Below are 13963 nucleotides of genomic sequence, written 5' to 3' on the forward strand. Positions count from 1 at the left end.
GTGGGACGGGCAAGCCGTGCCCGTTCCACCCACGCCGCTCGGCGACGGTCCGTCCCCCGCAGCACCCGCACCGCCCGGGTTTCCGCTCCCGAGGGGTGCTTGTCCGCCGATCCGCCCCTCACCACCGTGCAGGAGACCGCCATGACCGACGTGCCGACCAAGCCACGCGGCAGACTTGCCCGCCGGAGCCCCCGGCGGTCCGGTCCGTGCGCCCGTGCGCTGTCCCTGCTCGCCGCACTCGTCACCGTGTTCGCGACGATGATCGCCGGACCGCTGCCCGCCGCGCACGCGATGGGCAACGGGGACTGGTCGGTCGACCCGTACGTCCCGCCCGGCACCGACCAGAACAACCGCCGCTACTTCTACATGGACGGCGCGGCCGGCGAGACGCTCACCGACACCGCGGTCGTCGCGAACTCCAGCGACCACCCCATCACGCTCAAGCTGTTCGGCGCGGACGCGTTCAACACCCCGCGCGACGGCGCCTTCTCGGTGCGGCAGTTCACCGACAAGATGAAGGGCGTCGGTCTCTGGCTCAAGGTCGCCAACGGCCAGGACACCCTGACGATCCAGCCGCAGACCCGCGTCGCGGTGCCGTTCAGCATCACCATCCCCGCCGACGCCACGCCCGGCGACTGGGTCGGCGGCATCATGGCGCTGAACCCCGACGCGATCGGCCAGCAGACCCAGGGCCAGCTGAAGGTCGACCTCAAGATGCAGGTCGGCGCGCGCATCTACCTGAACGTCAAGGGCCCGCGCATGCCCGCGATGGACATCCGCGACGTGCGCGTCCAACGCGACACCGGCTTCTCGCAGTTCTTCGGTTCGAGCGACGCCGAGGTGCACTACAAGGTCGTCAACAAGGGCAACGTGATCATCCGCCCGGTGACCGACATCAAGGCGACCGGCATCTTCGGCCGCACCCTGCTCGACAAGAAGCACGACCCGACGAAGGCCGGGCCGGAGATCTTCCCCGGCCAGGAGGTCGAGCTGGTCGTGAAGTGGCACGACGCGCCGCTCCTCGACCGGGTCAACTTCAAGGTGTCCGCGACCAGTGACACCCAGGACGGCGGCCAGCCGCTGGCCGACTCCGAGAGTGTGTCCTACACCGCGGTGCCGTGGCCCGCGCTGCTGATCCTCGCGATCCTGCTCATCGCGGGCAGCGTCGCCTGGCAGCTGCTGCGCAACCGCAAGCGCGGCGGCGGCAAGGGCGGCGACCCGGCGGAGAAGTCCGGCCCCAAGGGCCCCGCGGGCGACGCCGAGAACACGCCCGGCGACGCGGACGGCGGCAAGCCGACCGGCAAGAAGGACGCCAAGGACAAGGGCGCGAAGACGCCGGCCGCGAACGCCGCGGAGAGCACCCCGACGGCCCCGGCCGCTCCGCCGGCGAAGCCCGCGACCGCTCCGGCCGAGACGCCCGAACCGGCCACCACCAAGGCCGAATCGGCGCCGTCCGCGGAGAGCGACGCCGCGGCGGGCAAGGCTGCTGCGAAGGGCGAGGCCGCGAAGAGCGACGCACCCGAGGGTGAGGCCGCCAAGAGCGACGCCGCGAAGGACGCGGCCGCGAAGGCCGGCGCCGCGAAGAGCGATGCTCCCGAGGCCGACGCCGCGAAGAGCAGCGACGCTCCGAAAGCCGCCGACGTGGCCGACGGCACCGCCGGTCCTGCCTCGAAGACATCCGTTGATGACAAGTCGAAGTCCGCTCCCGACGCCGCCGACGGGGCGGAGGCCGACAGCGCGGACACGGCCGGCGATCCGGCGGGGGTCAGCCGTTGAGTCACCTCGCACTGACGCGCACCCCGGCGCGACCGGCCACCGGCCGGTCCCGCCGGGGGGCGTTCCTGTTCGTCCTGGCATTCCTGCTCTTCCCCGCCGTGCTCGCGGCCCTCGGCGCGGCTCCCGCGGACGCCGCGACTTCGCCCCCGCCGTCGCCCGGTGCCTCCGCCGCCCCAAGCGAAGCGACCGTCTCCCTCGACCCGGCCACCACGAAGCCGGACGGCATCGTCAAGGTCAGCGGCGGCGGCTGGACCCCGGGCTCCATGGTCAACATCGCGATCTGCGGTCAGAACGCCATGAGCGGCACCCGCAGTTGCGCGGTGCCGACGTCGATCACCCTGCCCGTCGGCCCCGAAGGCACCGTCTCGGCGTCGCTGAAGGCCGTCGTTCCGCCGGTGCCCTGCCCGTGTGTGGTGCGCGTCGTCACCGTCACCGGCGGCAAGTCCATGGACCGCAACACCCCGCTGGAGATCCAGGGCGCGCCGTTCGCGCCGCTGCCCGACGCGTCCAAGACGCCCGGCCGACTCACCTTCGTGAAGAGCGAACTGGTCGGCAAGGACAACCTGTTCAACTGGTTCGGCTCGCCCGTGCAGCGCCGCTTCGTCATCGAGGTCGGCAACATGGGCCAAACGCCCATCACCAACCCGGTGTTCAAGATCGGCACGTACGAAGGCGTATACGCGCCCACGTGGGAGGACAAGACCTGGCAGGGCGTCATCGCGCCCGGTGCCCGGGTGAAGATCAGCCTCCCGATCGAGCTGGCGCCGCGGCAGCACGGCGCCTTCAAGTACCGGGTCATGTACGACGGCCGGGTGGTCGACGAGGTCGCGCTCAACGTCGGACGGCCCTGGGGCGTCTACTTGTTCGGCGCCCTGATGGTGGTCGTCGTGCCGATGACCGTGTGGCGCCTCGGCGTCTCGCTGGTCCGCGCGATCCGTGACCACGGCAAGGAGCGGGCCGTCGAACGCGACCGCGAGGTGGGCCTGCCGGGCACCTCGGCGATCCGGAACGGCAAGGACGCCGGAAAGGGCTCCGGCGCGGATCCGGCCGACCCGGACGACCCGGACGCCGCGGTCCCGGCGCCCGAAGCCGCCCGCGAGCCCGCACTCGTCCCGGGCGGCGGCACGCCGCGGCGCCGCGTCGAAGAGACGATGGTCGTCGGCGCGCCGCTGTTCGCGGGACCCGAGCCGGCCCGCGGCCGGGAACCCGCCGCGGAGACCGAGGCCGAACGCACGAAGGTGCTCCCGTCCGAACCGCCCGCCACCCGCGGGAGATCCGGCGGGACCGGCGCGGTCAGCCCCTCCGATGTCGCCAACGGGCTTGCCTGGAACGCGGGAGAGGAGCGCGACGAGCCATGACGTACCGGCCCGGAGCGGGGACCGCGGCCTTGCTGAGCACGGCGTTCGCCGTCGCCGTCATGACGGCGGTACTCGCCAGCTTCCTGCTGTTCCCGGGAAGCGGCTGCAACGCCGAAGGGTGCGGCAGCGCCGACGATCCGCAGGTCGGCGCCATGGGCGACCAGTCGCCCGCGAGCCCGCCCGCGTCGCCGCCCGCCTCCACGGCGCCCGCGGCACCGACCGACGACCCCGTCGGCCCGCCCGGCACGCCCGGCGGGCCGTCGGGTGGCACTCCGGCCGACGTCGGCGACCTGCGGTTCGACACGCAGGTCGCCGGCCCGGCCGCGGCCACCGGTCCGGGCGGCGACCCCGCCGGGATCAGCGCCATGCTGCTGCCCGGACCGCTGCGGGTGGTCACGCCCGCACCCGGCGGCTCCGGCTACCTCAAGGTCAACTCCGTCACGGGGAACGCCGAAGGGCGTATAGCCCCGGTACTCGTCCAGGACTTCCGCGGCTCGCGCTCCGGATGGACGCTCACCGCCACCATGTCCGACTTCTCCGCCGCGGGCGGCCCGAAGCTCGACGCGGACAAGCTCAACTGGGTTCCGAAGTGCGGTGCCCACCCGGGCCCGTCGTCCTACCCCAGCACGCCGGTCGCGGGGTCGCCGGTGGCGACCAGCCGCACCGCGCTGCTGTGTTCCACCCCGTCCCTGCCCTCGGTCACCGGCGGCCAGTTCGACGTGGAAGCCGATCTCCGACTCCAGTTGCCCGACCGGGGATCCGGCGGCGGAACGTACACCGCGACCCTCGTGCTCACCCTCGCCTGACGGCGAGCCGCTCGGCCCGAAGCTCGACCGTATTGGGGCAAGTCCCGCCCCGACGAGAGGAGTTACCAGTCCGATGGCGACAAGAAGGATGACGAGAGCCGCGCTCGTCGCGACGGTGAGCGCGGCATTCGCGGCCGGGGGGATCCTCGCCCTCGGACAGCCGGCCGGGGCCGCCGCGAACACCCGCACCGCCACGGTGGCGATGGACTGCGTGTGGGGGACGGCGGGCGGAGGTGCCGCGTACGGACCCCAGTTCGTCGCGAGCCCCGCCTTCGTGCTCTCCGCGCCTGGCGCGGTCCAGGTCGGCGGCAAGGCGGACCTGAGCGCGACGGTCAAGGACGACGGCAGCCTGCTCACGATTCCGGCGGGCGCGACCGCGCACAACCTCATGTACACCGGCGCGTCCATGGACGCGCAGGTCTCCGGCGCGACGGGCCTCGCCGCCGCGAAGCTCACCACGGCGTCGGACAGCGCAGCCGTGGGCGCGGACGGGGTCGTCAAGACGGGCGCGTTCACCCAGTCGTACAGCGTCACCGCGGCAGGCGCCCTGACCGTCCGACTCGACAAGCTGACGGTGTCGTTCACGGACAAGGCCAACAACGACGCGGCGCTCACCCTGGTGTGCACGCCGCGGTCGGCGTCCGGCGTCTGGCCGACGATCAACGCGACGTCCGGGACCCCGGGCGCGCCGTCGAACGGCGGAACGCTTCAGCAGACCGTCGGTGCGGGGGTCAGCGCCACGGCCACCGCGACCGACACCGCGTCGGCCACGCCGACGGCCACGCTGACGCAGGGCGTCAGTGTGGCCCCCACCACGACCGCGTCCGCCTCGGGGTCCGTGTCGGGGTCCGGAAGCACGTCGTCCGGCCCCCTGGCACACACCGGCGGGGGAGGCCCCGGCCTGATGGCCCTCGCCATGCTCGCCGCGTCGCTGCTGCTCGGCAGCATCGCCGTGATTCTGGCCTTTCCGAACCGCCGAAAGAACCGTCCGCTCACCTGACACCGATTCGACCACGCACGGAGCCGAGTCAGTTCACTTCGGAGATGGGGACTTCCACTTCATGTTGAAAGCCGGAAAGAGAACAGCCGCAGTGCTCGGGGCGGTGACACTGGTCGGCACGGCGGGCCTGGTGGCACTGGCACCGACGGCGTCGGCCGCCGCCGTGAGCTACCACATCAAGTGCCCGGTCGGCATTCCCGGGATTCCGGACGCCGACGGCAGCCAGGACATCACGTTCACCATGCCCTCGGGGAAGGTCAAGCCGGGACAGACGGCCACGATCGGTGTGACGATGGGGCCGAGTCCGATCGCCCTCAACATGGGTCCGCTCGACGTGGACGTTTCGGTGGCGTTCGACCTGAAGGCGGGCGGCGGCTCGAGCGCCGATGTGGCTTTGCAGGGGGAGAGCGGCAAAAAGCTGACGATCACCCCGAACCAGCCGCTCCAGGTGCCCGCGTTCAACGCCACCATGACCGTCCCGGCCGACGCGACCGGCGACATCACGCTCACGCCGAAGAAGTTCACCATCACGGCGATGGGTTCGATCAACATCGTGTGCACGCCGGACGGCGACATTCCGTCCCTGGGTACCCTCCCGGTCGACGCCGCCGGCCCCTCGGTGGCGGTGACCCCCGGCACCCAGGAGCCCGGCAAGGACATCACCCTCGCCGGTGCGAACTGGCCGGCCGGGACGCCCACCGTCGAACTCTGCAAGGGCACCGACTGTTCCGCGGACCGTTTCTCGGCCAAGTCGCCCGTCGTGGGCACCGACGGGAAGCTGTCCGGCACCGCCACGCTCAAGGCGGACGTCGCCGACGGCGACTACACCGTCAAGGTCACGGTCGGCGCCGCGTCGGAAAGCGCGCCGCTCACGGTCAAGAAGCCGCAGGCCGCCACCCCGGCGATCACCCTCAGCCCGACGTCGGGCCAGGTCGGCACCGAAGTGACGGTCAACGGCACCGGCTTCCCGGCCGGCGCGGTGAGCGTGTCCGGCGTTGCCGGGACCGCGGCCAGCTCCGACACCGCGGTGGACGCCACGGCCGCCGCGGACGGCACGTTCTCCGCCAAGTTCAAGGTGACGGACGCCAAGACCACGAAGATCAAGGCCGCGGGCGTGCAGAGTTCCAGCGCCGAAGCCGCTTTCGAGGTCAAGGCTCCCGTCAAGGACCCGAACGGCAAGCTGGTCGCGGTCCAGTACAGCTGCCTGACGGCGGACAGCCCGATCGAGTCGGCCAAGGGGCCGTTCGAGGCGACCCGCAAGGTGCTCATCACCCTGCCGTCCTCCGCCGACCCGAACGAGAAGGTCGACGTCAGCGCGACGTTCGAGAACGACGTGGTCGGCGACATGCCGAACATCCCCGTCCAGGTGAAGCTCCACATCACACCCGAGATCGACGTCAAGGTCACCGACGACGCCGGCAACACCGGCGCGCTCACGCTCAAGGCGGACTCCCCGCCCGACTTCGACCTGGTCCCGGGCCAGCCCATGAAGGCGGGTCCGTTCAAGGGCTCCTTCACCGTGCCCGGCGGCGGCGTGTTCTCCTTCGCTCCCGGAGAGCTACGGATCGCCACCGTGGCCATGGGCGCGACGACGCACACCGTCTGCACCCTGAAGAACACCCCGGAGGTCTCGGCGACCCTGACCGCCGTCGGTGACCGCGGCGAGCTGCCGCAGACCTCCACCGGCGGCACCTCCACCGGCAGCTCCTCCAGCACCACCGGAGGCGACCTCGCCAAGACCGGTTCCGGCGGCTCCGCCATCAACGCGTTCGCGCTCGCGGCGGGTACCGCCGTGCTCGCGGCCGTCGGTGTGCTGCTGCTGGTGCCCTACCGCCGTCGTCTGCGCACCCGCGCCTGACGGAGCGGCTGAGGCGCCGGACGCGTGCGGGTATGACGCGTGAGCGCCGAGTCGGGTCCTCCCTCCGGAATCTCCCCGGAGGGAGGGCCCTTCGCGTACTGTGCGCACCGGTAGGACCGGGTGTGTGGCGCGTGTGGCCTGTGTGCCGAGCGATGAAGGGACCGCGATATCCGATGGCTCGACGTATAGCGAGGGCCGGGTTCGTCCTGGGACTGACGTCGGCAAGCGTGGCCGCGTCGGTGGTGGGACTGGCTCCGCCCGCGTTCGCGGGCAACCAGATCTCCATGCAGGTGCACTGCGAACTACCGTTGGACCAGCCGCCGATCGAAGGCGAGCAGCTCGTCACGCTGGAGGGACCCGCGGACGCGGTGCGCCCCGGCGACAAGGTCAAGATCCGGGTGACGCTGGGCCCGAACGCGGGCACCAGCCCCATCCCGTTCCCGGGCACCCCGACCACCCCGTCGATCGAACTGACCATGTCCGGCGGCGCCACCGGCACGGTGCGGCTGCAAGGACCGCAGATGATCGTCGACATCCCCGGGGCCCCGCACCAGATCCTGATCCCGCCCTACGAAGGCGAACTCCAGATCCCGATCGAGGCCACCGGCGACATCTCCCTGACGCCGGGCAAGATGGTCACCACCACCGCGATCTTCGGCTCGCAGGTCACCACCTGCTTCCCGACCGGCCCGGTCCCGGTCTCCACGGTCGTCAAGATCACCAGCCAGGACGCGCCGGTGAACCCCGCCCAGGGGCCCGCGAGTACGACCGGTGCCGGGCCGAGCGCGCAGAGCGTGGTCCCGGCGGCTCCGCCCAGCCAGGCGCCGGTCGGCACCGGAAGCCCCTCCGGCCCCGAGTCGCCCGGCCCGTCGAGCGCGACCATCCAGGCGAAGAGTTCGGCGTCCGACTCCAGTGGCGGCGGCGGGCTTTCCGGCGCCGCGGTGTTCGGCATCGCGGCCGGCGCGCTGGTGCTCGCCATGGCAGTCGTCACGATGCTGATGTCCTGGCGGCGGCACACCGAGGACGACTGACCGGGACCGGGCGGCGCCCATCGGCACGGCCCGGGACCTCGACTCCGCGCGGAGGACGACCACTTCCGCCCGGCGCACGACTGCCGCCGCTCCCCGGCGCCGGCAGCAGACCCGGAAGGAGCACGATCGACCATGCACGCCACCAGGCGCAGAGTCGCCTCGGCGACCGCGGCGGGGGCTTTGGCCGTGGCCGGCCTGGCCGCGGCGGCACCCGCCGCCGACGCCGCCCAGGTGACCGCCAACGCGGTCTGCCGCCAGGCGTCCCCGCTGCCCGGGGAAGCCACCGGCGCCGTGTCCGTCGGTGTCACCTTCAACCCGACTTCGGGGCCTGCCGGCACCGTCGTCGCGGTGCGCGCGACGGCGGGGCCGCTGCCCCTTTCGTCGGCCATCGCGGTGCCGGATGCCATGATCGAGGCCCGGCTCACGCTGGCTTACGCGGGTGCTGCCTCCGGAACAGCCGACCTCGTCTCGGTGCAGACCGTCTCGCTCCCCCAAGGCCCGGTGACCCTCGGCCCCTTCGACGCGTCGTTGCGCATTCCCGACGGGACCCCGCCCGGCGACCTGCTGTTCACCGCCAAGGCGCTGTCCTTCACCATCACCACGCCCTACGGCACTCTGATCGAGGACTGCGACTTCTCCGGCAGCGGAGTGCTCGGCACCTTCGCGGTCACTTCGGACACCGGGACGCAGCAGCGTCCGCAGGGCACCGTGGACTCGGGCGGCCTGAACTTCGAGCAGGCCGCCGCGGGCATGCGGCTGTCGCAGGTCACGCTGAACGGCAAGCCGCAGACGATGACGGGCGCGCTGAACCAGGTCGCGGTGCAGGACTTCCGCGGCGACGTCCTGGGCTGGGACCTGACGGGTGCGATCACGGACTTCACCAGCCCGGAGAAAGGCGGCCTGATCCCCGCGGACTCGTTCACCTGGAAGCCGGCCTGCGCGGTGACGAACCCGGATTCGCCGAGCCAGGTCGTCACGGGATCGGAGGGTACCGTGGGGCTGCTGTGCAAGCAGAACGCGAACGCTCCGGGTGTCGTCTCCGGCGGCGAGTTCACCGCCGACGCGTCGGCCAAGCTCCCGATTCCGGCGTGGCAGCTGTCCGGCACCTACACCGCCACCCTCACGCTCACCCTGATCTGACCCGGCACGGGTTCCCCTACCTGTTCCACGCGCGTTTCCCCCGGCTTTTCCGCCCCTCCGCCCGCCCCCGCCGGTGCCCGCGCGCCGTCGAATGCGTCGTCCGGCACGGGTTGTGAACCGGTGAGTACGGGACAGGTACGGGACCCAGGCCCGGATGGGTTCTACGATCGGGCCATGACCCGCGTACTGCTCGCCGAGGACGATGCTTCTATTTCCGAGCCCCTGGCACGCGCACTGCGCCGCGAGGGCTATGACGTTGAGGTGCGTGAGGACGGACCGACGGCCCTCGAGTGCGCCGCGCAGAGCGGGGTCGACCTGCTCGTGCTCGACCTCGGGCTGCCCGGCATGGACGGTCTGGAGGTCTGCCGTCGGCTGCGCGCCGAGGGCCACGGGTTCCCGGTCCTCGTCCTGACCGCCCGCGCCGACGAGGTCGACACGGTCGTCGGGCTCGACGCCGGCGCCGACGACTACGTGACCAAGCCGTTCCGGCTCGCCGAACTCCTGGCCCGGGTCCGGGCGCTGCTGCGCCGCGGCGCGGCCGAGGTCGGCCAGGGGGTGCACGGCGTCCGGATCGACGTCGACTCCCACCGCGCCTGGATCGGCGACGAGGAACTGCAGCTCACCGCGAAGGAGTTCGACCTCCTGCGGGTTCTCGTCCGGGACGCCGGCCGCGTGGTGACGCGCGACCAGCTCATGCGCGAGGTGTGGGACACGACCTGGTGGTCGTCCACCAAGACCCTGGACATGCACATCTCCTGGCTCCGCAAGAAGCTCGGCGACGACGCGGGCAACCCCCGCTACATCACCACCGTGCGCGGTGTCGGGTTCCGGTTCGAGAAGAACTGACAGGCAAGGTAACGGGGGCATTCGGAACGGTCGTATCTGTGCGTCGCAGGCTCATCAACACCACGCTCGGTGTGGTGCTCGTCGTCGTGGCCGTGCTCGGCATCCCTTTGGCGTTCGTCGAGACGCGCGCCATCGAGACCACGGCGAAGGACAACCTCAAAGCCGAGGCGGCGCGCGTCCTGGAGGTCGTCGAACTGCGCCTGTCGTCCGGCGACCAGCCCGACGTGGCGGTGCTGGAACGCCAGGTCGCGTCGTCGCGCTACGCGGCGATCACGATCCCGGGCCGGCCGGTCCTGGAGTTCGGCAACAAGCCGACCGGCCGGACCCTCAACGTGTCGATGAGCGGCCCGCACGGCGAGACCGTGACGGTGTCCGAGTCGCGCGACAAGGTGAGCCAGCGGGTCCGCGAATCGCTGCTGCTGATCCTGGGCGTCGCCCTGCTCGCGGTGGCCGCGGCGACCGCGCTGGCGGTGTGGCAGGCGCGCCGGCTGGCCCGCCCGCTCACCGACCTGGCGGAGACCGCGGAACGCCTCGGCTCCGGCGACCCGCGCCCGCGGCAGCGCCGCTACGACGTCCCGGAGCTGGACCGGGTCGCCGAGGTGCTCGACCAGAGCGCCGAACGCATCGCCCGCATGCTGACCGCCGAGCGGCGTCTCGCCGCCGACGCGTCGCACCAGCTGCGCACCCCGCTCACCGCGCTGTCGATGCGCCTCGAGGAGATCATCGCCACCGAGGACCCGGGCACCGTCAAAGAGGAAGCGGCGATCGCGCTCACCCAGGTGGAGCGGCTCACCGACGTCGTGGAACGGCTCCTCACCAGCACCCGGCGCGGCGCCGCGGGCCGCGACCCGCGCACCGAGTCGGCTGTGACGGTGAGCGTGGACGACGTGATCCGCCAGCAGGTCGACGAATGGCGGCCCGCGGTGGCGAGCGCGCACCGCGCCATCCGGGTCACCGGGCAGTCCGGCCTGGTCGCCGTCGCCACGCCCGGCGCGCTCGCCCAGGTGCTCGCCACGCTGCTGGAGAACGCCCTCATGCACGGCGGCGGCACGGTCACCATCAGCACCCGCCGGATCGGCAGCTCGATCGTCGTCGAGGTCGAGGACGAAGGCGCCGGGGTGTCCGACGTGCTCGGCGCACGCGTGTTCGAGCGGGCGGTCAGCGGACGCAACTCGACCGGCCTGGGCCTGGCGGTCGCGCGCGACCTCGCCGAAGCGGACGGCGGACGCCTGGAACTGCTGCAACTGCGCCCGCCGGTCTTCGCGGTGTTCCTGGGCGCCTACCCGGGCGCGGGCAACGGCGACTGACCCCGCGAGCCGCCCACTCGGCCGGAACCGGCGCCTGGGGCACCCTTCGGGGCGGGAACGCGCCCGGGGGCGCGTCACACGGCCGTCAGGACGCCTTCGTGGACTCTTCCTCGACCAGCTTGGCCGCCTCGCGGTCGATTTCCGCGGCGTGTGTGCCGGTGAAGACCCAGGTGCGGTACGACCAGAAACGGAACAGCGTGCCCAGCGGCAGGCCGAACGCGTACTTGGCGACGTTGTTGGCCTTGCTGGTCGTGTAGTCCAGCAGGTAGTTCGACACCGCGACGGCGCCCGCCTCGATGGCCATGCCGACACCGCTGAAGAGCAGGAACAGCAGCACTTCGCGCCGCTGGTCCGCGGACTTGCGGTGCCGGAACGCCCAGAAGCGGTTGCCGACGTAGTTGACCACGATGGCGACCGCGGTGGAGATGATCGACGAGCGCACCGGTGCCAGGTCGAGCTGGTTCAGGCACAGGTTGAACACGAGGATGTTGACGACGACGCCGAAGCCGCCGACGGCGCCGAACTTGAGCGTCTCGTGCACCAAGTGGTGGAAGCGCGCATAGAACGCGCGGGGCCCGGTCACGGGGTGCCGCCCCGGCCGGCGGACAGGGCGGGTTCGGTCGCGGGCGCGGTCTCGGACTTGTGCTTGAACACGAAAGTACGGAACGCCCAGAACCGGAACAGGGTTCCCAGGGCCATACCTACGATGTTGCCCGAAATGTTGTCGGCGAGCGTGCTGGAGAACCCCATCAGGTGATTCGAGACGAAAACGCACCCCGCCTGGATGCCCGCTGCTATGGCGCTGAACACGAAGAACATCGTGTATTCGCGCCGGACCCCGGTCCGCTCGCGACTGCGGTACGTCCAGTACCGGTTGCCGATGTAGGCGACGATCGTGGCCGGGACGGACGAGACGATCTTCGCGGCGACGCCGCCGAGACCCCAGTACAGGCAGAGGTTGAAGACCGCCACGTCGACCGCGTAAGCCAGGCCGCCGGCGATGAGGAACTGGGTGACCTCGGACCGTGCCGCGGCGAGCCGCCCCGGGGCCTCGGCGGGCTCCGTGGGGGCCGTACCGCTCACCGGCGTCCTCGGGTGTCTGCACAACTCACCCGACGAGGGTAGCCGCATCCGTCCGCCGCGGAGCGCCGGATACCCTTGGTGCCCGTGACCTACCCGATCGTCGGCATGGTCGGCGGCGGCCAGCTGGCCCGCATGACCCACCAGGCCGGAATCCCCCTCGGCATCCGTTTCCGCCTCCTCGCCGCGTCCGCGGACGAGTCCGCCGCGCAGGCCGTGGCCGACACCGTCCTCGGCGACGAGAAGGCCCTCGGCGACCTCCGCACATTCGCGCAGCCGTGCGCCGTGGTCACCTTCGACCACGAGCACGTGCCCACCGAACACCTCCGCGCGCTGGAGGCGGACGGCATCGCCGTGCGCCCCGGCCCCGACGCCCTCGTGCACGCCCAGGACAAGGGCGTCATGCGCGAGCGCCTCGCCGAAATCGGCATCCCGTGCCCGCGCAACCGCATCGTCGCCGACCCGGCGGACGTCGCCGCGTTCGCCGACGAGGTCGGCGGCTGGCCGGTGGTGCTCAAGACGGTGCGCGGCGGCTACGACGGCAAGGGCGTCTGGGTCGTCGGCGACACCGAGGCGGCCGCTGCGCCGTTCCGCGCCGGCGTCCCGGTGCTCGCCGAGGAGAAGGTCGACTTCGCCCGCGAGCTGGCCGCCAACGTGGTGCGCTCGCCGCACGGGCAGGCGGTCGCCTACCCGGTCGTGGAGAGCATCCAGGAGGACGGCATCTGCCGCGAGGTCATCGCGCCCGCGCCTGGCCTGTCCGAGGAGCGCGCCGTCGAGGCGCAGCGGATCGCCCTGAAGATCGCCGGCGAGCTGGACGTGACCGGCCACCTCGCGGTCGAGCTGTTCGAGACCCGCGACGGCCGCATCCTGGTCAACGAGCTGGCGATGCGCCCGCACAACTCCGGGCACTGGACCATCGACGGGGCCGTCACCTCGCAGTTCGAGAACCACCTGCGCGCGGTCCTCGACCTGCCGCTCGGCGACCCGCGGGCCCGCGCCAAGTGGACCGTGATGGTCAACGTCCTCGGCGGCGACTACCCGGACATGTACCACGCGTACCTGCACGTCATGGCGCGTGACCCCGGGGTCAAGGTCCACATGTACGGCAAAGAGGTCAAGCCCGGCCGCAAGGTCGGCCACGTCACCGTGTGCGGCGACGATCTGGACGACGTCCGCGAGCGCGCCAACCACGCCGCGGACTACCTGCGAGGGAGCATCACCGAATGAGCCAGACCGCCGCCGGGCCCGTCGTCGGCATCGTCATGGGGTCCGACTCCGACTGGCCGGTCATGCAGGCCGCCGCGGAGGTCATGGACGAGTTCGGCATCGCGTACGAGGCCGACGTGGTCTCGGCGCACCGGATGCCGCAGGAGATGATCGCGTACGGGCAGAACGCCGCGGGGCGCGGGCTCAAGGCGATCATCGCGGGCGCGGGCGGTGCCGCCCACCTGCCCGGCATGCTCGCGTCGGTGACGCCGCTGCCGGTGATCGGCGTGCCGGTGCCGCTGAAGTACCTCGACGGCATGGACTCGCTGCTGTCGATCGTGCAGATGCCGGCCGGTGTGCCGGTGGCCACCGTGTCCGTCGCGGGAGCGCGCAACGCGGGCCTGCTCGCGGTGCGGATGCTGGCCGCGCACGACCCGGCGCTGCTGGAGCGCATGACCGCGTTCCAGGCCGACCTCAATGCCCAGGCCACCGAGAAGGGCCGCAAGCTGCGCGAGTCCCTCGGCCGCTGACCGGACGCACCGGACGCACCCGACG

At 72.0% G+C, this 13963-nt stretch carries 13 protein-coding genes; 11 read left to right on the forward strand and 2 right to left on the reverse strand.

Features of this window, described 5'->3' with window-relative positions:
- Positions 1–141: 141 nt before the first annotated feature.
- From ACPA54_RS09555 to ACPA54_RS09595, 9 genes are all read left to right on the forward strand, one after another.
- Positions 142–1776: a WxL protein peptidoglycan domain-containing protein gene (locus ACPA54_RS09555; protein ID WP_423528239.1), complete on the forward strand. Its 1635-nt coding sequence runs from the start codon at positions 142–144 to the stop codon at positions 1774–1776.
- Positions 1773–3134 carry a hypothetical protein gene (locus ACPA54_RS09560; protein ID WP_423528240.1) on the forward strand — a complete coding sequence of 454 codons (1362 nt, stop codon included), beginning with the start codon at positions 1773–1775 and terminating at the stop codon, positions 3132–3134. Before ACPA54_RS09555 ends, ACPA54_RS09560 begins: the two co-directional genes overlap by 4 nt.
- On the forward strand, positions 3131–3940 hold the full coding sequence (locus ACPA54_RS09565) for a WxL domain-containing protein (protein WP_423528241.1): 810 nt from the start codon (positions 3131–3133) through the stop codon (positions 3938–3940). Before ACPA54_RS09560 ends, ACPA54_RS09565 begins: the two co-directional genes overlap by 4 nt.
- Positions 3941–4013: 73 nt before the next feature.
- Positions 4014–4940, forward strand: a complete 927-nt coding sequence (locus tag ACPA54_RS09570; protein WP_423528242.1) for a hypothetical protein — start codon at positions 4014–4016, stop codon at positions 4938–4940.
- A gap of 61 nt (positions 4941–5001) precedes the next feature.
- A complete protein-coding gene (locus ACPA54_RS09575) occupies positions 5002–6798 on the forward strand; it encodes a hypothetical protein (RefSeq protein ID WP_423528243.1) in 1797 nt (598 codons plus the stop codon).
- A gap of 173 nt (positions 6799–6971) precedes the next feature.
- Entirely contained in the window at positions 6972–7829 is an 858-nt protein-coding gene (locus ACPA54_RS09580; protein WP_423528244.1) for a hypothetical protein, read from the forward strand.
- A gap of 132 nt (positions 7830–7961) precedes the next feature.
- Positions 7962–8969 (forward strand): hypothetical protein, encoded by a 1008-nt coding sequence (locus ACPA54_RS09585; protein WP_423528245.1) that lies wholly within the window; start codon positions 7962–7964, stop codon positions 8967–8969.
- 174 nt (positions 8970–9143) lie between these two features.
- Positions 9144–9815: a response regulator transcription factor gene (locus ACPA54_RS09590; RefSeq protein WP_345675983.1), complete on the forward strand. Its 672-nt coding sequence runs from the start codon at positions 9144–9146 to the stop codon at positions 9813–9815.
- A gap of 38 nt (positions 9816–9853) precedes the next feature.
- Positions 9854–11122, forward strand: coding sequence for an ATP-binding protein (locus tag ACPA54_RS09595; RefSeq protein ID WP_423528246.1), 1269 nt, complete (start codon positions 9854–9856; stop codon positions 11120–11122).
- Positions 11123–11207: 85 nt separating this feature from the next.
- Here ACPA54_RS09595 and ACPA54_RS09600 read toward each other — a convergent pair whose 3' ends face one another.
- Both ACPA54_RS09600 and ACPA54_RS09605 read right to left on the reverse strand, forming a co-directional pair.
- A complete protein-coding gene (locus tag ACPA54_RS09600; protein WP_345675985.1) occupies positions 11208–11705 on the reverse strand; it encodes a GtrA family protein in 498 nt (165 codons plus the stop codon).
- Positions 11702–12205, reverse strand: a complete 504-nt coding sequence (locus tag ACPA54_RS09605) for a GtrA family protein (RefSeq protein ID WP_423528247.1) — start codon at positions 12203–12205, stop codon at positions 11702–11704. Before ACPA54_RS09605 ends, ACPA54_RS09600 begins: the two co-directional genes overlap by 4 nt.
- A gap of 84 nt (positions 12206–12289) precedes the next feature.
- Here ACPA54_RS09605 and ACPA54_RS09610 point away from each other — a divergent pair, with 84 nt between their 5' ends.
- Positions 12290–13429, forward strand: a complete 1140-nt coding sequence (locus tag ACPA54_RS09610; RefSeq protein ID WP_423528248.1) for a 5-(carboxyamino)imidazole ribonucleotide synthase — start codon at positions 12290–12292, stop codon at positions 13427–13429.
- Positions 13426–13938, forward strand: a complete 513-nt coding sequence (gene purE / locus ACPA54_RS09615) for a 5-(carboxyamino)imidazole ribonucleotide mutase (RefSeq protein WP_423528249.1) — start codon at positions 13426–13428, stop codon at positions 13936–13938. Before ACPA54_RS09610 ends, purE begins: the two co-directional genes overlap by 4 nt.
- Positions 13939–13963 lie beyond the last annotated feature (25 nt).

The sequence above is a fragment of the Uniformispora flossi genome (assembly GCF_049534875.1).
GTDB classification, from domain to species: Bacteria; Actinomycetota; Actinomycetes; order Streptomycetales; family Streptomycetaceae; genus Yinghuangia; species Yinghuangia aomiensis.